This is a genomic window from Brachybacterium muris (assembly GCF_016907455.1).
Lineage (GTDB): Bacteria > Actinomycetota > Actinomycetes > Actinomycetales > Dermabacteraceae > Brachybacterium > Brachybacterium muris.
The window spans coordinates 311,544-334,150 of record NZ_JAFBCB010000001.1; the positions used below are offsets into that span (position 1 = coordinate 311,544).

A 22,607-nucleotide genomic window follows, 5' to 3' on the forward strand; every position below is an offset into this window, starting at 1 on the left:
GGGGTTACGGTGCCTCGTATCGGAGCGCGTGCTCCGTCCAGCCACTGCAACGGAGCCCCATGTCAGGTCGACAGCGATCCCGCCGTACCGGTGCGCGACGCGCCAGTCTGTTCCTGACCACGCTGCTCGGAACAGCCGGGATCATGCACGCGGTGCGACCGGAGCCGTTCGACAGCATCGTCCCGCGGGCACTGCCCGGCTCGCCCCGTGCCTACACGTACGCCTCCGGCATCGCCGAGGTCGCCACGGCCGGCCTGATCGCGGTGCCGTCCACGCGCCGGCTGGGCGGAATCGCCGCGGCGGCACTGTTCCTCGCGGTGTTCCCTGCCAACGTGCAGATGGCGATCGACTGGCGGAAGAAGTCCCCGAAGAAGCGGGCGATCGCTGTCGGCAGGCTCCCACTGCAGGGGGTCCTCGTCGCCCAGGCGCTCCACATCGCCCGACGGGGCTGAGTGGGCTCGTCCCGCTGTCGACGTCTGCCTGAGGGGCGATGCGCATCTACCTATGGCCTGTGGCCTGACGTGCAGTGCCCTGACATGGGGGTAACTGTGTACACAGAGTACTGATGGCGCACCCTTGTCATATGGACACCCTCAGCGATGAAGTCACCACTCGAGAGCTGCGCAGTCAGCTCGCCGATGTACTGGGCCGCGCCATGTATGGCGGGGAGCGCATCGGTGTCACCCGCAACGGCAAGTTGGCCGCCGTCGTGGTCGGGGTGGCCGACTTCGAGGCGCTCGAGGACTTCGAGATGGCCCAGGACCTCGCCGCGTATCGGGAAGCCAAGGCGGCCGATGACGGTACGCGGGTCAGTCTCGATGAACTGCGTCGCGATCTGAACGCATGACCCCCGCGTACGCGGTGGAGTTCACCTCGGCGGCAAGCAATAGCCGCCGTTCTCCGCAGCGTCAGTTCAGCGACTGACCAGCCCCGGCCGCCTCGATCCAGTAGCGCCGCTTCGGCACTGAACCTCCCACGTCGCGCACGTCCTCCAGGACTCCACCGCACCGCTCGATCGTCCTGATGGAGCCGAGGTTCGTGTCATCGCAGGTCACCAGCACGCGATCCACGCCGGCGCCGGCCAGGCGCTCCACCGACAGGCGGAGGATCTCGGTGGCGTAGCCGCGTCGTCGGAACTCGGGGGCGACGGCGTAGCCCACGTGCCCGCCGACCTCGCGCAGGAAGTCGGTCAGTGAGTAGCGGATCGAGGTGCGGCCGACGATGACCCCGTCCGCCTCGGCGACCAGGAACTCGGCACGCACCCGGCCCGGCCGGAGGTCCACCCCGAGGGCCTCGCGGTCGATCTCCGCCAGGACTGCGCCCCAGTCCTCACCCTCGGCCAGCAGGAAGTCGAAGTCCTCCTGCTGGAACTGGGCGTGCAAGCGCCGCAGTGCGGCTTCGTCCTCGGGTCGCGGTGCACGGAGCTGCAGGGTCATCCGAGAATCGTAGTCGCGCTAGCAGGGTGAGCAGCTGAGGTGCGGTCGCGGTGCGGGGTCGTCAGGGTCCGGGGACGTCAGCGGATCAGCGCGGCGAACCTGTCTGCGACATCCTCGGGGACCAGATCGCGCGGCAGGGGGAGGGGGCCCGGCCCACCGGCAACGGGGATACCGACGATCGCGGTCCACGTGTCCCCAGGGTGCGGCGGGGGCCCGGGCACGCCCCGCATCATCGCCGATTCGAGCTCCTCGGTGACGTGGGAGTCGATCAGGAGCACGTCCCCATCCGCACTACGCTCGACGAAGGCTGCGAGACACGCCTCCATGTCCTGCCGGGACGTCGGCCCTTCGTGAGGGCGTGACTGCAGAGTGACCTCGGCCCCGCCGTCCTCCTCCGGGGGCCACACCAGCGCCTGCGCCACGATCCGGCCTGCACGGACCAGTACGGTGCTGCGCGCCGGGTCGAAGGACCCGGCGGCGCCCGGGACGAAATCCGGGGCGTTCTCCGTCCGCAACTGCGGCCCGTCGGCAGCGGGGGACCACCGGGCGTGCTGGGCGGTGTAGTGCTCGACGTAGACGTCCAACATCTCCACGCCCCGGGCCTCGCCGGCAGTCTCGGCGACGAGGCCGTCCGACGTTGAACGGTGTTCAGCAGTCCAGGCCCGCAATGGTCCATCGACCACGTACCGCCACGGTGGCATCAGCTGGACCAGCACCCCGCTGTGCCGGGCGCACAACTCGATCAGCTCCGTCTCCTCCACCGAGGGCTTCAGGCGCAGGGACAGGGTGGAGACCTCGACCTGCGCCTCGAGCAGGGCGTCGGCGACCTCCGCCCACGAGCGCTCGCCCAGGTGCTCCTGCTCGAGGATTTCCCACACAAATGTTCGGGAATCGGGATGGAAGTCGTTGTCGATCCCACGGCAATGACCCAGCACCCGGCCAACCTGATCCACCGCCACCAGGGAGCGACGGTTGTTCCCCTCGCGCCAGCAGTCGGGCAGCAGGTCCGTCAAGCTCGCAGAGTCGGTGTCGGCAGCAGTCGCGGGGCGTGCGGTGACGACCATCAGCTCATCCTTCCTTCAGGGCTCCACGGAGAACCGTGGACACCGTACGGCGGACGGCATGCGGAGCGCGAGAGCTTTTCGATTGGGCAGCGACCCTCAGTATCATTTTTGGTATCATCTACTCATGGCGAGCGTGACCCGACTGCTGGAGCAGATGCGGATGAACGTGAAGAGCGTCCGCTACGCAGACCTCGCCAAGGTGTGCGATTACTACTTCGGGGAGCCTCGACAGCAGAGCGGTTCCCATCGTGTCTATCGGATGCCGTGGCAGGGTGATCCGCGGGTGAACATCCAGAACGTCCACGGCGAGGCGAAGCCGTATCAGGTGCGCCAAGTGCTCGCGGCTATCGACAAACTGCAGGAGGAGGAGAATCGATGACTGCTCGCGCGGATCACTACACCTATCGAGTGCGCTGGTCAGCGGAGGACGGGTGCTTCATCGGGACAGTGGCTGAGTTCCCGTCCCTGTCGTGGGTGGCTGACGATCAGATCGCAGCCTTCGAAGGCATCCGTGACCTCGTGTCCGACGTCCTCGAGGACATGGCCCAGAGCGGCGAGACCGCGCCCCAGGCGCTCGCCGACAAGGATTACTCGGGCAAGTTCATGGTGCGGATCCCTCCGGAGGTGCATCGGCAGCTCGCGCTGGAGGCGGCAGAGCAGCACGTCTCCCTGAACCGTCTGATCGGGAGCCGCCTCGTCGGGAGTTGATCTCAGCCCGCCGCGACCCTCCCCGCCACCACCGTTGCCAGCACCCCCGCTTCGCGCAGGCGCTGCGCGGCCTCGCGGGCCGCGGCATCGACCATCAGGCCGTCGGCCCCCAGCGGGACGTCCTCGAACACGTCCTGCTCCAGCAGCACCACGTCGCCCCGGCCACCGACAGCGAGCGCTCCCACCCCGTCGGTCGAGGCGGCCAGCGCCTCGCGCGGCTGCAGCTGCTGACGGGGCAGCCAGCCCTCACGCTCGTCCGCGCTGCGGTGCACGGCGGCGGCCATCGCCAGCCACGGATCCAGCGGCGCCACCGGGGCATCGGAGCCGAGCACCAGCTCCACCCCCGCATCCAGCAGGTCCCGCAGGCGGTACGCCTGGTCGGTGCGGTCGTGCCACAGGTCCTCGGTGGGGTCGCGGTCACCGAGCAGGTGCGCGGGCTGCACCGAGGCGCTCACTCCGAGGCGCGCCATGGCGGCGACGTCCTGGTCGCTCAGCATCTGCGCATGCTCCAACCGCGCCGGGATCTGGGCACGTTCGATCGCCTCCAGCGCCACCCCGGCGGCAGCATCACCGATCGCGTGCACCGCAGCCGTCAGCCCCAGGCCCTTCGCGCGGCGCAGCGCGGCCACCAGCTCCTCCGGCTCCCAGGTGAGCACCCCGTGCCCGGCCGGTCCGTGCCCACCGGCGTAGGACTCGCGGGTGTAGGCGGTGTGGGAGCCGAGTGCGCCGTCCAGGATCACCTTCAGCGGACCCATCTCCACCAGGCTCTCTCCCGCTGGACCGGGCGCATCCAGCACCATGCCCGTCGGCCCCGGCACGAAGTCCAGGTCCTCCGTGTACACGCCGGTGCGCACCCGCAGCTGCGAGCCACCCGCCTGCCAGGTCTCCCAGATGCGGCCCCATTCCATGTCCACCAGGCCCACCACACCGCGCTCCAAGGCCTGCCGCTGCAGCATTGCCATGCCCGTCGCGACCTGGGCGCCGACTCCGGGAAGGGTGGGCATGAGCGAGACCAGGTCGAACCACTCGTCCTCACCCACCACCCCGTCCCGCGGAGGCGCACCGAGCGCCCGCAATGCCGCCGAGTTCATCCACGCATGGTGCGCGTCCCCACCGATCAGCACCGTGGGCACCTCGCCGGTCACTTGATCCAGCATCGGCACCGTGGGCGGCACCACCAGGTCCACCAGGCGGTGCCCGAACCCCACCAGCGCCTCCCCGCGGCGCCGACCGGTCTCCCGCCGGCGGGCCAGCTCCTGCTGCACCAGGTCCAGGATCGCCGAGGCGCTGCCCGCACCGGTGGTGTCCAGCCGCGAATGGGCCTGCGCCAGCTGACTGGAATGCACGTGCTGGTCCCACAGCCCCGGGATCGCGATCGCGCCGCCGCCGTCCAGCACATCCTCGCCCGGCCGACGGTCCACGTGCTCGCCGATCTCAGCGATCGCACCGCCCGTGATCCGGAGGTCCACCGGTCGCGCTGTGGCGGGGGCGGTCCTCCCGCCACGCACTCGCACCTGTCTGATCAGCATCGCGCCAGGCTACCCAGGGCGCCGCCATGACACCTGTCATGGTCACGAGGTGACCGCCGTGCCTGGGACAGGAGCGGCCGCGACGGGAGTCTGGTTCCCATGACGACCACGAACCGTGACCCCGGCACCCACGCCCCGGATGCTGCCCCCGCCGCCACCACCTCCCACTCCTCCGATCCCATCGCTGCCCCGGATCCCGATGCCGCACTCAGCCTGCGCGGGCTTCGCAAGAGCTACGGCCCGGTGCGCGCCCTGGACGGCGTGGACCTCACCATCCGCCCGGGCGAGATCCTCGCCCTGCTGGGCCCCAACGGCGCCGGCAAGTCCACCTGCATGGAGATGATGGTGGGCCTGGCGAAGCCCGACTCCGGCACCGTCCACGTGCACGGCATGGACCCCGTCACCGCCACCCGCTCCGGGATCATCCGGGCGATGCTGCAGAGCGGCGCCCTGCTGCCGGATCAGAAGGTGCGCTCGATGCTGAAGATGCTGCACTCCCTGCAGGCCCGCCCCATGCCGCTGGCCAAGGCTGTCGAGCAGGCCGACATCGGTGACCTGATGGGCCGCCGCATCGACCGTCTCTCCGGCGGTCAGGCCCAGCGCGTGCGGTTCGCGATCGCCCTGCTGGGCGACCCGGACGTGCTGCTGCTGGACGAACCCACCGTGGGCATGGACGTCACCGCCCGCCGCGCCTTCTGGCACCGCATGCGCGAGGTCGCCGCCACCGGGCGCACCATCGTCTTCGCCACCCACCACCTCGAGGAGGCCGAACGCGAGGCCGCCCGCGTGGTGGTGATGGACCGAGGCCGCATCGTCGCCGACGGCAACGCCGAGACCGTCTCCGCCCTCGTGGCCGGCCGCGTGCTCACCCTGCGCGGCGCCGACGCCCACCTGGTCGCCGAGCTGCCCGGTGTGGACATGGCCGCACCTGACGAGGCCGACCCCGGCCGCGTGCGCGCCGTCTGCTCCGACGCCGACCTGGCCCTGCGCGCCCTGTTCACCTCACCGCTCGCGGAGCAGGTGCACGACGTGCTGGTCTCGGCCCCCGGCCTCGAGGAGGCCTTCATGCACATCACCGACCACAGCGACGAGAACACCGCCGCCAATGCCGCCGCCCAGAACGCGGCCCCGACACCTGCCGCCCACACCGTCACCGAAGGAGCCCAGCGATGACCGCCACCGGCACCGCCACCCACACCACCACCGGCACCGCCCCCGGCGTCGCGCCGCGCACCGTCGCCCTGAGCGACCTGCCCCAGCCCTCCGGCACCGCCCGCGCCCTGCGCTACGCGATGCACACCTCCCGCATGACGCTCACCAACGTGTTCTTCATGGCCTTCTCGATCGCCATGCCGGTGGGCATGTACCTGCTGTTCGGCACCATGTTCGGCGACCAGGCCGACGGCACCGCCCGCGGCATGATCATGGTCAACATGGCCGCCTACGGCGGACTGGGCACCGCCATCACCGCCGGTACCCAGATCCAGGAGGACCAGCGCAACGGCTTCCTGCGCCAGCTGATCGTCGCGGGGCTATCCCCGCGCTCCTTCCTGATCGGCTCCGTGCTCGCCGCCAGCGTGGTGATCGTCCCCGCCCTGCTCGCCGTCGGCGTGGTGGGCCTGGCCACCGGCGTGGAGGCCGATCCCCTCTCCTTCCTCGCCACCATCGCCGTGCTGTGGCTGGGGCTGCTGCCCACCATCCTCATCGGCATCGCCCTGGGCATGCTGCTCACCGGCGGCGCCGCCTCCGCCGGTGGCGTCGTGACCCTGATGGGCATGGCCGTCCTGGGTGGCCTGTGGCTGCCGCTGGAGATGTTCCCCGACTGGATGCAGAGCATCGGCAAGGCCCTGCCCAGCCACTGGATCGCCAAGCTCGGCACCTGGGCCCTGTACGGCGGGGAGCTGCCGGTGACCGGCCTGCTCGTCATCGGGATCTGGACCCTGGTGCTCGGCGCGATCTGCGCCGTGAGCCTGAACAAGGCCATCGGACTCACCCGCCGCTGAGCCACACCATCCGAGGAACCGAACGCCCACGTCGACGGCGGGCCCCGGGATCCCCGGGCCCGCCGTCGCGACCCGTAGGAGCGCTGACACAATGACCGTGATGAACACCGAGCCCTCCACCGTCGAGAAGCGCTGGTCCGGCATGGCCCAGGCCGCCGACCCCGGCGCCATCGACGATGCCTCGAGCCGGAGGGTCAGCCCCCGCCAGATCCACCGGGCCGCCGTCGAGTCCGGTGCGATGCCGTTCTCCCTGCCGCCCACGGTGTTCCTGCTGCTGCCGATCGTCTTCGCCTGGATCCAGTCCCCCGGCATCGGGGCCGTGATGGCCACCGTGCTGCTGCTGGCCTACGGGGCAATGTTCCTCTACGCCAGTGGCATCGCCCTGTATCCCCTGCAGGTGAGGCTCTCCTGGTTCACCCTGTCGACCGGCCTGGTGCTCGCCCTGGTCCCCCTGATCGGCGAGAACGTGCTGTTCATGGTGATGTTCCAGGCCATGACCCACGTGATCCTGCTGCCCTGGCGCTGGGCGGTGCCCACCATGGTGGCGATGTGCGTGGGGGTCGCGGTCCTCGCCGCCTGGCTGGGCGTCTACTTCGCGGTGGTGCTGGCGGTGATGGGCCTGGCCATGTCCTGGGGCATCGGGCACGGCATCCAGCAGGAGGTGCTGCAGGGGAAGCTCGACGCCGCAGAGCGCCGCAACGCCTCCCTCGCGGTGGCCGCCGAACGCGAGCGCATCGGCCGAGACCTGCACGACATCCTGGGCCACTCCCTGACCTCCGCGACCGTCTCCGCGCAGCTCGCCCAGCGCCTCCTGGATGCCGATCCGGCCGCCGCCCGTGAGCAGCTCGCCCACATCGAGTCCACCCTGCGCCAGTCCCTGGCCGACGTGCGCGCCACCGCCAGCGGCATGCAGACCGTGCGCGCCGCCACCGAGATCGCCTCGGCCCGCAGTGTGCTGGCTGCCGTGGGCATCGACGCGGACGTCCCCACCGCCATGCCGGCCCTGGACGATGAGCGGGCCGAGCTGTTCGGCTACGTGATCCGCGAGGCCGTCACCAACATCGTGCGCCACGCCAGTGCCGAGCACGTGCGCATCACCATCGCCGAGGACGAGGTGAGCATCGCAGACGATGGGGTGGGCATCGCTCCCGGCACCGCCCGCACCGGCCTGCGCGGTCTGGAGCAGCGTGTGACCGGCGCCGGGGGAGTGCTCACCGTGGAGTCCTCCCCGGCGGGCACCGCTCTCACCGCTCGCATCCTTCCCGAGGAGACCCCGTGATCCGCATCGTCATCGCCGACGACCAGCACATCCTGCGCTCGGGCCTGGTGGCCCTGCTGCGCCTGGAGAACGACATCGAGGTGGTCGCCGAGACCGCCGACTGCGCCAGCACCGTCGACCAGGTCACCGAGCTGCGCCCCGACGTGCTGCTGCTGGACGTGCAGATGCCCGCCGGCACCCTCGCCAATGGTGAGCCCGGTCCGGAAGACGGCATCGAGGTCGCCGCCCACCTGCGTGACACCCTGGATCAGCCTCCGCGGGTCATCGTGCTGACCACCTTCGGGCGGGCCGGGTACCTGCGCCGGGCGATGGAGGCCGGCGCCCAGGGATTCATGGTCAAGGACACCCCGGTGGAGCGCCTCGTCGATGCCGTGCGCCGCGTCCAGCAGGGGCTGCGCGTAGTGGACCCGGACCTCGCTGCACAGTCCCTCGCGGTCGGTGCGAGCCCGCTGACCGCGAAGGAGACCGAGGTGCTGCGTGCCGCCGCCCGCGGGGAGAGCACCGCGGCGATCGCCCGCAGCCTGTTCCTCAGCGAGGGCACCGTGCGCAACCACGTCTCCTCCGCGATCGGGAAGCTCCAGGTGAGCAGCCGAGCCGACGCCGTCAAAGTCGCCACCGAGAACGGCTGGCTCTGAGAGGAGCGGGCAGCAGGGCTCGTAGGCTTCTGAGGTGCACACGCTCGAGTCGCTCCTGGGACTGCTGATCCACATCAGCGTGCCCGCCTTCGCGATCGCGTCGATGCTGTCGATGGGCCTGCGTACCCCGCTGCGCTCCTTCCGCACCCAGCTGCGCGACCGCCGCACCGTGCTCTCCCTGCTGGGGGCGAACTTCGTGGTGATCCCCGCGGTGGGCACCCTCATCATCTGGGTGCTGAACGGCCTGCTGCCCCTGCACATCGCCGAAGGGTTCGTGATCGCCCTGTGCGCTGCGGGCGCCCCCTTCGTTCTGCAACTGGGGGCGATGGCCCGCATCCCGTACTCCGAGACCGCCGGGCCGATGGCGGTGCTGCTGCTGGGGTCGATCGTGTTCATGCCGCTGGTGGTGCCGTTCCTGCTGCAGGACGTGCAGGTCGACGCCGGGGCAGTGGCCCGCCTGCTGCTGGGCACGATGCTCTCGCCGATGATCGCGGGCATCGTGATCGCCGCGGTGTTCCCCCACCTCGCGGACGTCCTGGCCCGGATCGCGGGGGGCGTGGCCGCCGTCTCTGCCGTGCTGATGTTCGTCTCGGGCTTCGGCTCGAACACCGTGCTGCTGCTGGAGGTGCTGCTCTCCCCGGCGATGCTGGCCGCCGCCGGCCTGGTGGCGCTGGCCTTCGTCGCCGGTCGTGCCTCCGGCGAGCTGGCCGGGCACAGCCTCACCGTGCCCGACGGCCCTGCGATCCTCTCCAGCCAGCGCAACATCGCCGCCGCCCTGCTGGTGGCCCGGGCCGCGGGAGATGACAACAGCCAGCTGGTGCTGGCGATCCTGCTGCTGAGCGCGGTGGGCTTCGTGATGCTGGTGCCGTACGCCCTGGCCACCGGTGTGGTGCGTCGCAAGCGGGCGGGGGAGAGGATCACCCCCGGGGTGCTGCTGGGCATCGTCGGCCCCAAGTCCGACTGACCGCCCGGCCCGCCCCGATCGCCCAGCCTGTCTGCCTGCCCCTTCCGCCTGCGCCCCGACCGACACCGCCCCGCCGCCGCACTCAGTCGAGGCACGAATAGTTGTCGGAATGGGGGCGTCATTCCGACAAACTTTCGTGCCTCGGCGGCTCTGGGGCGTGTCCAGCCGCCTCGCCGATCATGCCGTGAGGGGTGTGGTGGGCTGCTGGGCGGTGAGGGGTGCGGTGGGCCGCTGGGCGGTGAGGGGTCTGGTGGACCGCTGGACCGTGAGGGGCACGGTGGCTGCTGGCCGTGCCCGGGGTGCTGCTGTCTCCCGCCTCACCCCCGCCTGACAGATACCCCTAGGGGGTATAAAGTGAGGGGCGTGCAGGCATTCGAGGAGGCAGCAGTGGACACCGCATCGACATCGCAGCGACCCGTCAACGCGCTCGAGGTGATCGACCTCGAGGTGGGCGGAATGACCTGCGCCAGCTGCGCGGCCCGCATCGAGAAGAAGCTCAACAAGCTCGACGGTGTCGAGGCCTCGGTCAACTACGCCACCGAGAAGGCCAACGTGCGCGTGCCCGAGGGTGTCAGCGCCGATGACCTGATCGCCGTGGTCGAGAAGACCGGCTACACCGCGAAGCTCCCCGCACCCCGCACACCTGCACCGCCTGTCAGCGGGGGAGGGGCGGGGGGCGCGTCGGCCGCTGCAGGCCCCGCCGCCGATGGCACGAACGCCGCGAACCCCGCGACCGCTGCGTCGACCGGCACCGACGGCGCCGCGATCGATGCCGAGGACCCGGAGCTGCGCAGCCTGCGCCACCGCGTGATCGGCGCCGCCATCCTCTCGGTCCCCGTGATCGCGATGGCGATGATCCCGGCCCTCCAGTTCGACTACTGGGGCTTCGCCTCCCTCACTCTCGCCGCTCCCGTGGTGGTGTGGGCCGGCTGGCCGTTCCACCGCGCCGCCTGGATCAATGCCCGCCACGGCGCGGCCACCATGGACACCCTGGTCTCGGTGGGCACCACCGCCGCGTTCCTGTGGTCGATCCTGGCGCTGTTCGTGGGCACCGCCGGTGATCGCGGCACCACCCACCACTTCAGCTTCGCCCTCGAGCGCACCGACGGGATGAGCAACATCTACCTCGAGGTCGCCGCCGGGGTGATCACCTTCGTGCTGCTGGGCCGCTACTTCGAGAAGCGCTCCAAGCGGCAGGCCGGCGCTGCCCTGCGCGCCCTGATGGAGATGGGCGCCAAGGAGGTTGCGGTGCTGCGCGACGGCGCCGAGCAGCTGATCCCCGTGGAGCAGCTCGCCGTGGGGGATGAGTTCGTGGTGCGCCCCGGCGAGAAGATCGCCACCGACGGCGTGGTGGTCTCCGGCTCCAGCGCCGTGGACATGTCCATGCTCACCGGCGAGTCCGTGCCCGTCGAGGTGGGGGAGGGCCACGAGGTCACCGGCGCCACCGTCAACGAGGGCGGGCGCCTGGTGGTGCGCGCCACCCGCGTGGGCTCGGACACCCAGCTGGCCCGGATGGCGAAACTGGTGGAGGACGCCCAGTCCGGCAAGGCCGAGATCCAGCGCCTGGCCGACCGCGTCTCCGGCATCTTCGTGCCGATCGTGTTCGTGATCGCCATCGCGACCTTCATAGGCTGGCTGGTCTTCGGCGGCAGCGCCGTGATGGCCGGCACCGCCGCCGTGGCCGTGCTGATCATCGCCTGCCCCTGCGCCCTGGGGCTGGCGACCCCCACCGCCCTGCTGGTCGGTACCGGCCGCGGCGCCCAGATGGGCGTGCTGATCAAGGGCCCCGAGGTGCTGGAGAGCACCCGCCGCGTGGACACCATCGTGCTGGACAAGACCGGCACCGTCACCACCGGCACCATGACCCTGCAGGACGTCGTCCCCGCGAGCGGCACCGACCGCGCCACCCTTCTGCGGCACGCCGGCGCCGTCGAATCGGCCAGCGAGCACCCCATCGCCCGCGCCATCGCCGCCGGTGCCGCCGAGGAACTGGGCCGTCTTCCGGAGGTCACCGACTTCCAGAACCTCGCGGGCTCCGGCGTGCGCGGTACCGTCGACGGCGTGAGCGTGCAGGTTGGACGCAACATCCCTGGGGCCGACGAGCTCCCGGCCGACGTCGCCACCGCCCTCGAGGACGCCCGCACCTCCGGCCGCACTGCCGTGCTCGTGGCATGGGACGGCCAGGTGCGTGGCCTGCTCACCGTGGCCGACGAGGTCAAGCCCACCAGCGCCGAGGCCATCGCCCAGCTGCGCGAACTGGGCCTGACCCCGGTGCTGCTCACCGGTGACCACGAGACCGTGGCCCGTCGCGTCGCCGCCGAGGTGGGCATCGACGAGGTGATCGCCGAGGTGATGCCCGAGGACAAGGTGGGCGTGATCGAGCGCCTCCAGCAAAGCGGCAAGATCGTCGCGATGGTGGGCGACGGCGTGAACGACGCACCGGCCCTCGCACAGGCCGACCTGGGACTGGCCATGGGCACCGGCACCGATGTGGCCATCGAGGCCGCGGACATCACCCTGGTGCGCGGTGACCTGATGAGTATTCGTAGTCGTGGGAGCCACCGAATCTTGCTCTTGGGGACCGCCGATCGTGCCGACGGGGGCCAGTAGCCGCCGCGGTGGGGACCACTGGCTCCCGCCGGCATCGGGTCACTGGGGCAGTGCGGTGTGTTCTCGCATGTTCCTGTCGCCGGTGTCGATCCAGATTGTGTTGTGCACGATGCGGTCCATGATCGCATCGGCGTGGACTGCTCCACCGAGCCGGGCGTGCCAGTCCTTCTTCGGGTACTGGGTGCAGAACACGGTCGAGCCGGTGTCATAGCGGCGCTCGAGCAGTTCCAGCAGCATCGAACGCATTCCCTCGTCAGGATGGTCCAGCAGCCACTCGTCGATCACCAGCAGCGAGAACGTGGAGTACTTCCGCAGGAACTTCGTCTGGCCCTGCGGCTTGTCCTTTGCCAGGGCCCAGGCCTCTTCGAGGTCGGGCATTCGGATGTAGTGGGCTCGGAGCCGGTGCTGGCAGGCCTGCTTCGCCAGCGCGCAGCCGAGGTAGGACTTCCCTGAGCCGGTGAAGCCCTGGAAGACCACGTTCTGTTGCCGCTGGATGAAGGAGCAGGTTGCCAGTTGCGCGATCACGTTCCGGTTCAGTCCCCGTTCCTCGACCAGATCCAGCCGCCGCAGGTCCGCTCCGGGATAACGCAGCCCCGCCCGGCGGATCAGACCCTCGACCTTTCCATGATTGAAGATGGAATGCGCCTCGTCCACGATCAGCTGGAGCCGTTCCTGGAACGACATCCCCAGCACGTGAGCCTCATCCTGGGCATCGATCGCGTCCAGCAGCGCGGTCGCGCCCATCTCGCGCAGCTTCCGCTTCGTGTCGTTATCGATCACGCTCACCGGACACCTCCGGCGTAGTAGTCGGCGCCACGGACGTATCCGCCGTCTTCCGCGGGTTCCTCGCGGGGTGGACGCAGGGCGGCGACCTTGTCCTGCCCGGTGGCCAAGATCGGGTGCAGATGCGCATAGCGCGGTGAACGGACCCGTCCCGTCAGCGCGAGTGCGCAGGCCGCCTCGACCCGATCTACGGAGAAGCGGCGAGAGAGCCGTAGCACCGCCAACGCGGGATCCAGGCCCTGTTCCACGATCGGCACGGACTCGAAGATCCGCTGGATCACGATCACCGTGGCCGGCCCGACCCGATCTGCCCACGCCCGCACCCTCTGCGCGTCCCAGGCCTGGAAACGCTCGCCCGCAGGTAGGTCCGCGTCGTTGGTGCGGTACTCATTGCTCGCGGTCTCCGGGAGCAGCAGGTGACTGGTCAGTCGCTGGCTGCCCTGATAGATCTCCAGCGTCCGGGCCGTGATGCGCAGATCGACCTTCGCGCCGATGTGCGCGAACGGCGCGGAGTAGAAGTTCCGCGCGAACGTGACGTGCCCGTTCCTGCCCACTCGTCGTCCGTAGTGCCATGTCGAGATCTCGTAGGGCACCGCCGGCAGCGGCGTCAGCAGCGGCCGCTCCTCCGCGTCGAACACGCTGGCGCGGGATCCGGGCCGCTTCTGGAACGGCTCCGCGTTATAGGCCTCCATCCGCTGCCCGATGGCGGCTGCAAGTTCGGGCAGGGACGTGAATCGCTGATCCCGCAGCCCGGCGATGACCCAGGTCGCGACGTGCGCGACGGTGTTCTCCACGCTCGCCTTGTCTTTCGGTTTCCGCACCCTCCCCGGGAGCACCGCCGCCGAGTAATGCGCTGCCATCTCGCGATACGCATCGTTCAGGACGATCTCGCCCTCGCGGGGGTGCTTCACCACACCGGTCTTGAGGTTGTCCGGAACGATCCTCGGGACCGTCCCGCCCAGCGCCTCGAACATCGCTACGTGCGCTCGCAGCCAGGACTCCTGGCGCATATCCAGCGCCGGGAAGCAGAACGCGTAACGAGAAAAAGGCAGGCAGGCAACGAACAAGAACACCTTCGAGACCTCGCCGGTGACCGGATCGGCCAGCTCCATCGTGGGGCCGGACCAGTCGACCTCCACGCTCTGGCCGGCCTTGTGACCGACTCTCGAAGCGGCACCGGTGACCATGACGTGGTGCTGGTAGGTGCGGCAAAACCGGTCATACCCCATCGCCGGATCCCCAGCCGCCGTGGTCGCGTCGAAGTACTCGCCGTGCAACAGCTTCAGCGTCACGCCGACCCTGGCCATCTCTCGATGGACCTGTTCCCAGTCCGGCTGTGCGAACACGCTCTCGTGCTCGCCCCGGCCCGGGAACAACCGGGCATACACCTGCTCATCGGCGACGTCCGCGATATCGCCCCACCCGATCCCTGCAGCGTCAGCGGCCTCGAACACCGCCCTCACGGACTTGCGGGACATGCCCTGCGAGGACGAAATCGCTCGCCCCGACAGACCTTCTGCGCGCAGCTGGAGCACCAGCTTCGCCCTGATCTTCCGTACCATTCCAGATTGCTCCTTCCGCCGCGTGCCCTATACACACGGCGGAAGGAGCGTAGACAGAGCGGCCCCAACGACACCACTGGTGGTCCCGAACGACGCCACCGCTACGGCAGCGACGTGGCACCCGAACCCTCGATCAGCGGACCCCAGCGAGGCGAATATTCAACCTGATGGCCGCCGTGGATGCAATCCGCCTCTCGCGCCGCACCCTGCGCACCATCAAGGGCAACCTGTTCTGGGCCTTCGCCTACAACACGGCCGCCATCCCGGTGGCCGCCCTGGGCCTGCTGAACCCCATGCTGGCCGGTGCCGCGATGGCGTTCTCCAGCGTGTTCGTGGTCTCCAACAGCCTGCGCCTCCGGGGCTTCCGCAGCGTGGCGAGCGAGGGCTGAATCAGTCCGTGGTCTGGAGAGTGCGGGCCGCTTCTCGATCCAGAGTGAGGTCGATCCACGTGATTCGTGAGTCGGCATCGGCGTGCAGCTCCACGAACGCTGCCTCGTCACCCCAGCTGCCCTTCCGGGGTAAGGGCTCGTCGCCTTCTTCGATCAACGGAGGACCGGTCATTGTCGAGGAGTCGATGTTGATCACCCAGTGCTCGAGGTGCGGAGCTGAGTGGTCGTGCAGTGTGCGTCCGATCGTGGCCTTGAGCGGACCCTGAGCCACCTGCCCGGAAAGATCGAGAAGTGTCACAGAGTGGAGTGAGTAGTCCGCGGTGAGTTCCGCTTCGATCCACCACAGAGCATGGCCGAACTGGACTGTCGCCGAATTGGCCTCGGGCGAGTACCTGGTACCGGGGATGGTGAAACGGAGACAACCCAGGTGCTCGCTGTCGATCTGCTGCTGCGAGCGCACCGGGTCCTCATCGGGATCCGTGGAGTTCTGGAGGAAGACGCCGTGGACGCGGGGGCCCGCGCCGTTCGTCATCTGCATGCTCCCATCGTTGCCGAGCAGCGCGTGTCGATCAAGACGCGGGCTGCACGCGCCTGGCCCGTGCACGTGCGCCCCAGGAGCGGCGCAGGTGGGCTGGTGCCGCACTGGTCACAGGGGGCCTCGAGACCCGAGCTCGGATACAGGCCCAGGCATACCCTGGTGGGGTGTCCGCCCTCCTGCGCATCGCCCGCTTCACCCGTGAACTGACCCCGCTGTACCTCGCCATCATTCTGTGCTCCGTGCTGACGGCGGTGGCGGGGCTCGCGGTGCCGTTCCTGATCGGCAACGCCACCGATGCGATCGCCGCGGGCATCGGCGGGCAGACCACCACCGAGCAGGCCCTGCGCACCGCCCTGCTGATGGCCGGGGCGCTGCTGCTGGCGGAGCTAGCCTCCACGGTGATCTCCAACATCGGCGGCTGGTACGGCGACGTGATGAGCAACCGGATGCGCACCATCCTCTCGGTGCGCTACTACGACAAGCTGCTGCACATGCCCCAGCGCTGGTTCGACAACGAGATCACCGGCACCGTGGTGGCCCGCCTGAACCGCTCGATCACCGAGATCACGGGCTTCGCGAAGATGTTCTCCAACTCCTTCGCCACCATGCTGATCACCACCGCCGCGGTGCTCGTGATCAGCGCCTGGTACGCGTGGCCGCTGGCGCTGCTGCTGATCATCGTGTTCCCGGTGTACGTGTGGCTGACCGCGCTGACGTCGGTGAAGTGGCAGCGCCTGGAGGGCGACAAGAACGAGCAGATCGACATCGCCTCCGGGCGCTTCGCCGAGGTGATCGGGCAGATCCGCGTGGTGAAGTCCTTCGTGGCGGAGAGGGCCGAGCTGGACGACTTCACCCGTCGCTTCTGGTCCACCGACCGCATCACCCGTGAGCAGTCCCGTCACTGGCACGGCATGGACATGGCCCGCCGTGCGGTGTTGAACATCGTGTTCTTCGGGATCTACGCGATCATCTTCTGGCAGACCGCCGCCGGGGAGTTCTCCATCGGCACCATGGTGCTGCTGATCCAGCTGATGACCATGGCCCGCCAGCCGGTGCAGAACATGAGCTTCGTGATCGACACCGCCCAGCACGCGATCGCCGGCTCCAAGGACTACTTCCGGGTGATGGAGACCGAGGTCGACCCGCGCCTGCTGGCCACCGGCGAGGACCCCGCGAAGCACGTCGTCGAGCCCGTCGCGGGCGCGCCGGCGATCCGCTTCGACGACGTCCACTTCGCCTACGAGGACGGCGAGGACGTGCTGCACGCCATCGACTTCGCAGTCTCCTGCGGCGAGAAGGTGGCCCTGGTAGGGGAGTCCGGCGGCGGCAAGTCCACCATCGTGAACCTGCTGCTGGGTCTGTACGAGCCGCGCGAGGGCACCGTCGAGGTGGCCGGTCATGACGTGGCCGAGCTGCCGCTGGACGTGCTGCGCTCCCGCATCGGCGTGGTGTTCCAGGACGCCTCCCTGTTCTCCGGCACCATCCGCGAGAACATCGCCTATGGCCGCCCCGGCGCCTCCGACGAGGAGATCCGCGACGCCGCCCGCCGCGCCAACGCCGACACCTTCATCGAGCGCTTCGCAGACGACTACGAGCAGATCATCGGCGAGCGCGGACTGCGGCTGTCCGGCGGTCAGCGCCAGCGCATCGCGGTGGCCCGCGCGATCCTCAAGGACGCCCCGATCCTGGTGCTGGACGAGGCCACCAGCGCCCTGGACACCAAGGCCGAGCGTCAGGTGCAGGCGGGCCTGGACGAGCTGATGCGCGGCCGCAGTTCGCTGATCATCGCCCACCGCCTGTCCACCATCGCGGGCGTGGACCGCATCATCACCCTGGAGGACGGCCGGATCGACGAGATCGGACCCCCGGCCGAGCTCGCGGCCTCCGGTGGCATCTACGCGCAGCTGCTGCAGCTGCAGAGCGCCGGCAACACCAAGCAGCTGGCCAGGTTCGACATCACCGGCTGACCTCGTTCCCCAGGGCGTAGGTGGCTGCGCGGCATCACCGTCCCGCGCAGGCGAACGGGTTGGATGTGATCCCTGCATCTCTGTCAGCCCCCGGCGCTACGATGGCTCACGTCACACGTACTCGGGGGCAACGAAGGAGCTCACATGGGATTCATCCAGGCATTCAAGGGCGCCATCGGCGGTATGTTCGCCGATCAGTGGAAGGACTTCCTCACCATCCCGGACGGCCTGCCGCAGACGGCAGCGCTGTTCCCGGCGGTGCCGCGCGGCACCAACGCCGGTCGCGGCTCCAACACCCGCGGCTCGCAGAACGTCATCTCCAACGGCTCACGGATCCTGGTGCCCCAGGGGTACGGCCTGATCACCGTGCTGGACGGTCGCGCCACCGGCATGATCACCGAGGCCGGCGGCTACGAGTTCAACAGCGACTCGCCCGATTCCCGCTCCGTGTTCGCCGGTGACGACCCGCTGGCCTCCACCGTGGGCATGTCCTGGGAGCGCTTCAAGTTCGGCGGCCGCCCCACCTCGCAGCAGCTCGCGTTCTTCGTGAACCTCAAGGAGATCCCGGACAACCGCTTCGGCACCCAGTCGGAGATCTACTGGGACGACGCCTACCTCAACACCCAGGTGGGTGCGGTGGCCCGCGGCTCCTACACGATCCGGATCATCGATCCGCTGCTGTTCGTGCACAACTTCGTGCCCGCCACCTTCATCTCCGAGGGTGCGCCGGTGTTCGACTTCTCGGACCCGGACAACTCCGCCGGCAACCAGCTGTTCCAGGAGGTGGTCGGCTCGCTTGCGGCCGCCTTCTCCCGCTACACCAACGACCCGGACAAGGGCAACCGCATCACCCGCATCCAGGGCGACTCCGTGGGCTTCGCCCAGTCCCTGGCCGCCGCGGTGGAGGAAGGGTACCGCTGGTCCACCGACCGCGGCCTCACCATCGTCAAGGTCGCGATCGCCTCGATCGAGTACGACCAGCGCACCCGCGAGCTGCTGGCGGACGTCCAGAAGGCCGATGCCCTCTCCGGCAACCGTTCGCAGTCCTTCATCAACCAGGCCGTGGCCCGTGGTGTGCAGTCCGCCGGGGAGACTGGCGGCGGTGCGGGCCTGGCCATGTTCGGTGCAGGTGCGGGCGCTGCCGGTGGCCTGGTGCAGCCGGTCCAGCCCTGGCAGAACCAGCCCGGCCAGCAGCCGCAGCAGGGCCAGCCCCAGCAGGGTGGCCAGCAGGCCGCGCCGCAGCAGGACGATCCGGTGGCCAAGCTCGCCCAGTACAAGCAGATGCTGGAGCAGGGGCTGATCACCGAGGAGGACTACCAGGCGGCGAAGAAGAACGCCCTCGGGCTCTGACATGTCCGTCCCTCCCAGCCAGTCGGGCTGGGCGCGCCCGCAGTGGCCCGCCCAGCCAGGGACGGAACACAACGGGAACCCCCGCGGGAACGACGGCACCGGCGCACCCGCCGGGCCGTCCTCCGGCGCACCCCCGCTGCCTGCGGACATGGGCAGTGCCGGATACCCGGGGGCACCCCGGGTAAGCGGGCCGCGTGATGGCTTCATGCCGTCCCCGCCGGGTCGTCGGCCCCACGCGGATCCCAGGGCGCCCCAGCAGCACGGTGCCCCGATCCCCTCGGGTGCACAGAGCACCGGCCAGCGTCCCGCCCCGCAGTGGGCGGGCCTCCAGGACGGGGGATCCCACCAGGGCGGTGGCGCCGCTGCCTCGACGATGTCCGCGCAGGACTTCGGCCAGGCCGCCCAGAAGGCACTGGACGACGCCGGCAACAGGGTGATCGACACCAGTTCCGGCAAGGCCGACGGCCTGGACAAGTGCCCGAAGTGCGGCAGCACCGACATCCACTACTCGATCACCGCCAAGGCGCTGGTGTGCGGTTACTGCCGCAACCAGTGGAACGAGGACGTGGCCGAGCAGGCCTTCGGCCTGGACAGCGCCATCGAGGAGCTGCGCGGCCACACCCTGGCCTCTGGCACCGGTGACATCCGCGAGGACCTCACCACCGTGACCCTGAAGTGCCAGGGCTGCGGGGCCGAAGTGGTGATCCGGGTGGACGAGCAGCTGCAGAGCCGCTGCCACTGGTGCCGGCAGACCCTCTCCATCAACACCCAGATCCCCAACGGCGCCGTGCCCGATGCGGTGCTGCCGTTCCAGCTCACCCGAGAGCAGGCCATCGACCGGATCAACGAGTTCGTCGGGTCCCGCCGCGCCTTCGCCCACGCCCGCTTCAAGAGCGAGTTCGTGCCCGACAACGTGATGGGCGTGTACATCCCGTACATGGTGGTCGACGGCAACTTGCACGCGGTGCTGCAGGGCACGGGCGAGGTGACCACCCGCCAGTACACCGTGCGCCGCAAGGTGGGGGACAACTACGTCTCGGAGACCTACTACGACGCCGACGTGTACGACGTGCGCCGCGCCTTCGACCTGCTGGTGGACGACCTCACCGTGGAATCCTCCAGCCGGTACGACGCGCGGGACAACACCCGCTCCACCAACAACATCCTCAACGCCGTCCAGCCGTACGACACCGCCGCCGCCGTCGCCTACAACTCCAACTACCTGCGGGGCTTCACCTCGGAGCGGCGCGACCTGAACATCCACGACGTCGACGACAGCGTCGAGGAGAAGTTCCTGTCGATCGCCCGCGCCAAGGCCCGCCCCACCATCTCCCGGTACGACCGTGGCGTGCGATGGGAGCACGAGGGCGTGGCCGTGCACGGCACCCGCTGGGTGGCCGTGTACGTGCCGGTGTGGCTGTACAGCTACGCGGATTCCGCCAAGGGCGAGGGCTCGCTGGTGCACTACATCGCCGTCAACGGCCGCAACGGCAACACCATGGGCTCGGTGCCCGTGTCCCATCCGAAGATCTTCGCCCTGTCCTGCTTCCTGGGCACCATCGCCACGGTGCTCGCCGGGGTCGTCGGCTGGGGATGGTTCTTCATGTCCTGACCTGCCGTCCCGCCTCGTCCTACCGGCTTCGCCGCCGCCCGCCACTGTCCCGATAGCTCGCCCACCCCGGAAAGGACCCTGCGATGCTCCCGCTGCTCGCCGACGCCGCCACCGCCGCGGACCCCGTTGCCGCGATCATCCTTGCCGGCTCCGGGGACAGCGCCGTCGCGGGACTGCTGTTCCCCTTCGTCGCGGGACCGGCGGTGTTCGCCCTCGTGTACGGCGGGATCTACCGCTACTACCGCAACACCGACAAGCGGCACTACTTCGAGCGGGAGACGGAGGTCGCGGTGGGGAACCTGCGCACCGGTGACCGTCGCCGTGGCAGCAACAACCGCCAGCGCAGCCGCTCCATGAGCGGCGCCAACCAGGACGACCACCTCCAGCGCGTCCACCGCATCCGCGTGCAGTGACCATGGGCGCGCACCCGGCAGCGGTCGTGACGGCAGGACCGAGCGCCGTGTGCGCGGGAGCGAGGACGCAGTGATGGCAGCACAACGAGAGTTCGACGCGATCGTCGTCGGAGCCGGGCTCGCAGGCCTGGTGGCAGCCGCCGAGATCGCCGACGCTGGTCGTACCGTGCTGCTGCTGGAGCGCGAAGGGGAGCAGGACCTGGGCGCCCAGGCCTGGTGGAGCTTCGGCGGCCTGTTCATGATCGACACCCCCGAGCAGCGCCGGCTGCGGGGTCCGCGACAGTCTGGAGCTGGCCCGGCAGGACTGGATGGGTTCGGCCGCGTTCTCCCGCCCCGAGGACCACTGGCCGCGCCGCTGGGCCGAGGCCTACCTCCAGTTCGCCGCCGGAGAGAAGCGCGCCTGGCTGCACCAGATGGGCCACCGGATCTTCCCCGTCGTGGGCTGGGCCGAACGCGGCGACGGCCGGGCCGACGGCCACGGCAACTCCGTTCCCCGCTTCCACATCACCTGGGGCACCGGGCCGGGCGTGGTCGAGCCCTTCGCGCGCCGCATCGCCCAGCACCGCGAAGCAGGGCGCATCCACCTGGCCACCCGCCACGCCGTCACCGAGCTGATCAGTGAGGACGGGCGCATCACCGGGGTGCGCGGCGAGGTGCTCGCCGCCGACCACACTGAACGGGGTATCGCCTCGAACCGTGAGGTCACCGGCACCTTCGAGCACCGAGCAGCAGCAGTGCTGATCGCCACCGGCGGCATCGGCGGCAACGCCGAGCTGGTGCGGTCCCTGTGGCCTGCCCATCTGGGCACCATGCCCGAGGACTTCGTGCACGGCGTGCCTGCCAGCGTTGACGGCGCCGGCATGCAGCTGGCCGCTGCCGCCGGCGCGCGCTGGATCAACGCCGACCGCATGTGGCACTACACCGAGGGCGTGCGCAACTGGGACCCGGTGTGGCGCGGCCACGGCATCCGCATCCTGCCCGGCCCCTCATCCCTGTGGGTCGACGCCCGCGGCCGGCGCCTGCCCGCCCCGGCCTACCCCGGTTTCGACACCACCTCCACCCTGCGCCTGCTGCGCGAGACCGGGTACGGCCACTCCTGGTTCGTGCTCACCCGGAAGATCATCGAGAAGGAGTTCGCCCTCTCCGGCAGCGAGCAGAACCCTGATCTCACCGGCCGCGACTGGAAGCAGGTCGCCGGGCGGGTGAAGCCTGGTGTCCCCGGTCCGGCGCAGTCCTTCCTGGACCACGGCGAGGACTTCCTGCAGGCCACCACCGTGCCGGACCTGGTGGAGCAGATGAACGCCGTGGCAGGGGAGGACCTGGTGGATGCCACGGACCTGGAGCGGATCATCCGGGCCCGCGACGCGGAGATCGCCAACCCCTTCTCGAAGGACTCCCAGGTCACCGCGATCCACGGGGCCCGCCGCTACCTGGGCGACAAGCTGATCCGCACCGCGAGCCCCCACCGCCTGCTGGACCCGAAGGCAGGGCCCCTGATCGCGGTGCGGCTGCACGTGCTGCTGCGCAAGACCCTTGGCGGTCTGGAGACCGACCTCGGCGGCCGCGTCCAGCGCGCCGGCCCGGACGGCGGGGAGGTGCTGCCCGGCCTGTACGCCGCGGGGGAGGCCAGCGGCTTCGGCGGCGGCGGGGTGCACGGCAACAACGCCCTGGAGGGCACGTTCCTGGGCGGCTGCCTGTTCTCGGGCCGGGAGGCCGGCCGGGCTATCGTCGCCGACCTGCGATGAGAGACCCCGCTCCACCGCCT

The 22,607-nt window shown here is 69.9% G+C and carries 20 protein-coding genes and 2 pseudogenes; 16 read left to right on the forward strand and 6 right to left on the reverse strand.

All coding sequences use genetic code 11. The annotated features are described in order from the left end of the window. Window positions 1-59: 59 nt before the first annotated feature. Window positions 60-452, forward strand: a complete 393-nt coding sequence (locus JOD52_RS01445; protein WP_204408573.1) for a DoxX family protein — start codon at window positions 60-62, stop codon at window positions 450-452. Between the two features lie 131 nt (window positions 453-583). Continuing rightward, window positions 584-847 carry a type II toxin-antitoxin system Phd/YefM family antitoxin gene (locus JOD52_RS01450; RefSeq protein ID WP_204408574.1) on the forward strand — a complete coding sequence of 88 codons (264 nt, stop codon included), beginning with the start codon at window positions 584-586 and terminating at the stop codon, window positions 845-847. Between the two features lie 61 nt (window positions 848-908). On the opposite strand, the gene JOD52_RS01455 is transcribed toward JOD52_RS01450, so the two are convergent. Together JOD52_RS01455 and JOD52_RS01460 are read right to left on the reverse strand one after the other, a co-directional pair. Further along, entirely contained in the window at window positions 909-1,436 is a 528-nt protein-coding gene (locus JOD52_RS01455; RefSeq protein ID WP_204408575.1) for a GNAT family N-acetyltransferase, read from the reverse strand. A gap of 77 nt (window positions 1,437-1,513) precedes the next feature. After that, a complete protein-coding gene (locus JOD52_RS01460) occupies window positions 1,514-2,500 on the reverse strand; it encodes a hypothetical protein (protein WP_204408576.1) in 987 nt (328 codons plus the stop codon). 124 nt (window positions 2,501-2,624) lie between these two features. Between JOD52_RS01460 and JOD52_RS01465 the strand changes: the two genes are divergently transcribed. Next, window positions 2,625-2,879: a toxin HicA gene (locus JOD52_RS01465; RefSeq protein WP_239551697.1), complete on the forward strand. Its 255-nt coding sequence runs from the start codon at window positions 2,625-2,627 to the stop codon at window positions 2,877-2,879. Further along, window positions 2,876-3,208 (forward strand): type II toxin-antitoxin system HicB family antitoxin, encoded by a 333-nt coding sequence (locus tag JOD52_RS01470; RefSeq protein ID WP_204408577.1) that lies wholly within the window; start codon window positions 2,876-2,878, stop codon window positions 3,206-3,208. The genes JOD52_RS01465 and JOD52_RS01470 overlap by 4 nt, the downstream gene beginning before the upstream one ends. Before the next feature lie 2 nt (window positions 3,209-3,210). Here JOD52_RS01470 and JOD52_RS01475 read toward each other — a convergent pair whose 3' ends face one another. Then, a complete protein-coding gene (locus tag JOD52_RS01475; protein ID WP_204408578.1) occupies window positions 3,211-4,677 on the reverse strand; it encodes an amidohydrolase family protein in 1,467 nt (488 codons plus the stop codon). Between the two features lie 159 nt (window positions 4,678-4,836). Between JOD52_RS01475 and JOD52_RS01480 the strand changes: the two genes are divergently transcribed. From JOD52_RS01480 to JOD52_RS01505, 6 genes are all read left to right on the forward strand, one after another. Further along, a complete protein-coding gene (locus tag JOD52_RS01480) occupies window positions 4,837-5,910 on the forward strand; it encodes an ABC transporter ATP-binding protein (RefSeq protein ID WP_204408579.1) in 1,074 nt (357 codons plus the stop codon). After that, window positions 5,907-6,740, forward strand: coding sequence for an ABC transporter permease (locus tag JOD52_RS01485; RefSeq protein WP_204408580.1), 834 nt, complete (start codon window positions 5,907-5,909; stop codon window positions 6,738-6,740). The genes JOD52_RS01480 and JOD52_RS01485 overlap by 4 nt, the downstream gene beginning before the upstream one ends. Before the next feature lie 100 nt (window positions 6,741-6,840). Beyond that, the gene (locus JOD52_RS01490; RefSeq protein WP_239551701.1) at window positions 6,841-8,019 is read left to right on the forward strand and encodes a sensor histidine kinase; all 1,179 of its coding nucleotides are present in this window, start codon (window positions 6,841-6,843) and stop codon (window positions 8,017-8,019) included. Next, window positions 8,016-8,654, forward strand: coding sequence for a response regulator transcription factor (locus JOD52_RS01495; protein WP_017824903.1), 639 nt, complete (start codon window positions 8,016-8,018; stop codon window positions 8,652-8,654). The genes JOD52_RS01490 and JOD52_RS01495 overlap by 4 nt, the downstream gene beginning before the upstream one ends. 34 nt (window positions 8,655-8,688) lie before the next feature. Next, window positions 8,689-9,618 carry a Na+-dependent transporter gene (locus tag JOD52_RS01500; protein ID WP_204408582.1) on the forward strand — a complete coding sequence of 310 codons (930 nt, stop codon included), beginning with the start codon at window positions 8,689-8,691 and terminating at the stop codon, window positions 9,616-9,618. A 456-nt stretch (window positions 9,619-10,074) separates the two neighbouring features. Next, window positions 10,075-12,228, forward strand: coding sequence for a heavy metal translocating P-type ATPase (locus JOD52_RS01505; RefSeq protein WP_239552002.1), 2,154 nt, complete (start codon window positions 10,075-10,077; stop codon window positions 12,226-12,228). 39 nt (window positions 12,229-12,267) lie between these two features. Here JOD52_RS01505 and JOD52_RS01510 read toward each other — a convergent pair whose 3' ends face one another. Further along, on the reverse strand, window positions 12,268-13,014 hold the full coding sequence (locus tag JOD52_RS01510) for an ATP-binding protein (protein ID WP_338124028.1): 747 nt from the start codon (window positions 13,012-13,014) through the stop codon (window positions 12,268-12,270). Continuing rightward, complete coding sequence (istA, locus tag JOD52_RS01515) at window positions 13,011-14,573, reverse strand: IS21 family transposase (protein WP_204408388.1); 1,563 nt, start codon at window positions 14,571-14,573, stop codon at window positions 13,011-13,013. Before istA ends, JOD52_RS01510 begins: the two co-directional genes overlap by 4 nt. Window positions 14,574-14,734: 161 nt before the next feature. On the opposite strand from istA, the pseudogene JOD52_RS01520 reads away from it, so the two are divergent. After that, window positions 14,735-14,962, forward strand: a pseudogene (locus JOD52_RS01520) (hypothetical protein); the annotation flags it as partial. Between the two features lies 1 nt (window position 14,963). Here the strand turns inward: JOD52_RS01520 and JOD52_RS01525 are convergent. After that, window positions 14,964-15,422, reverse strand: coding sequence for a hypothetical protein (locus JOD52_RS01525; RefSeq protein ID WP_204408583.1), 459 nt, complete (start codon window positions 15,420-15,422; stop codon window positions 14,964-14,966). Between the two features lie 242 nt (window positions 15,423-15,664). On the opposite strand from JOD52_RS01525, the gene JOD52_RS01530 reads away from it, so the two are divergent. From JOD52_RS01530 to JOD52_RS01550, 5 genes and pseudogenes are all read left to right on the forward strand, one after another. Then, window positions 15,665-17,467 carry an ABC transporter transmembrane domain-containing protein gene (locus JOD52_RS01530; RefSeq protein WP_204408584.1) on the forward strand — a complete coding sequence of 601 codons (1,803 nt, stop codon included), beginning with the start codon at window positions 15,665-15,667 and terminating at the stop codon, window positions 17,465-17,467. A gap of 144 nt (window positions 17,468-17,611) precedes the next feature. Next, window positions 17,612-18,817, forward strand: a complete 1,206-nt coding sequence (locus tag JOD52_RS01535) for an SPFH domain-containing protein (protein WP_204408585.1) — start codon at window positions 17,612-17,614, stop codon at window positions 18,815-18,817. Window positions 18,818-19,022: 205 nt separating this feature from the next. Continuing rightward, complete coding sequence (locus JOD52_RS01540; protein ID WP_239551703.1) at window positions 19,023-20,429, forward strand: TFIIB-type zinc ribbon-containing protein; 1,407 nt, start codon at window positions 19,023-19,025, stop codon at window positions 20,427-20,429. Between the two features lie 83 nt (window positions 20,430-20,512). Further along, window positions 20,513-20,842 (forward strand): hypothetical protein, encoded by a 330-nt coding sequence (locus JOD52_RS01545; RefSeq protein ID WP_204408586.1) that lies wholly within the window; start codon window positions 20,513-20,515, stop codon window positions 20,840-20,842. 73 nt (window positions 20,843-20,915) lie between these two features. Continuing rightward, window positions 20,916-22,587 (forward strand): annotated as a pseudogene (locus JOD52_RS01550) (FAD-binding dehydrogenase). Window positions 22,588-22,607 lie beyond the last annotated feature (20 nt).

Coding starts and splice junctions, on each gene's coding strand:
- JOD52_RS01465 (WP_239551697.1), top strand. CDS start 2,625: ATGGCGAGCGTGACCCGACTGCTGGAGCAGATGCGGATGAACGTGAAG.
- JOD52_RS01535 (WP_204408585.1), top strand. CDS start 17,612: ATGGGATTCATCCAGGCATTCAAGGGCGCCATCGGCGGTATGTTCGCC.
- istA (WP_204408388.1), bottom strand. CDS start 14,573: ATGGTACGGAAGATCAGGGCGAAGCTGGTGCTCCAGCTGCGCGCAGAA.
- JOD52_RS01470 (WP_204408577.1), top strand. CDS start 2,876: ATGACTGCTCGCGCGGATCACTACACCTATCGAGTGCGCTGGTCAGCG.
- JOD52_RS01460 (WP_204408576.1), bottom strand. CDS start 2,500: ATGGTCGTCACCGCACGCCCCGCGACTGCTGCCGACACCGACTCTGCG.
- JOD52_RS01455 (WP_204408575.1), bottom strand. CDS start 1,436: ATGACCCTGCAGCTCCGTGCACCGCGACCCGAGGACGAAGCCGCACTG.
- JOD52_RS01445 (WP_204408573.1), top strand. CDS start 60: ATGTCAGGTCGACAGCGATCCCGCCGTACCGGTGCGCGACGCGCCAGT.
- JOD52_RS01540 (WP_239551703.1), top strand. CDS start 19,023: ATGCCGTCCCCGCCGGGTCGTCGGCCCCACGCGGATCCCAGGGCGCCC.
- JOD52_RS01545 (WP_204408586.1), top strand. CDS start 20,513: ATGCTCCCGCTGCTCGCCGACGCCGCCACCGCCGCGGACCCCGTTGCC.
- JOD52_RS01505 (WP_239552002.1), top strand. CDS start 10,075: ATGACCTGCGCCAGCTGCGCGGCCCGCATCGAGAAGAAGCTCAACAAG.
- JOD52_RS01490 (WP_239551701.1), top strand. CDS start 6,841: ATGAACACCGAGCCCTCCACCGTCGAGAAGCGCTGGTCCGGCATGGCC.
- JOD52_RS01480 (WP_204408579.1), top strand. CDS start 4,837: ATGACGACCACGAACCGTGACCCCGGCACCCACGCCCCGGATGCTGCC.
- JOD52_RS01450 (WP_204408574.1), top strand. CDS start 584: ATGGACACCCTCAGCGATGAAGTCACCACTCGAGAGCTGCGCAGTCAG.
- JOD52_RS01485 (WP_204408580.1), top strand. CDS start 5,907: ATGACCGCCACCGGCACCGCCACCCACACCACCACCGGCACCGCCCCC.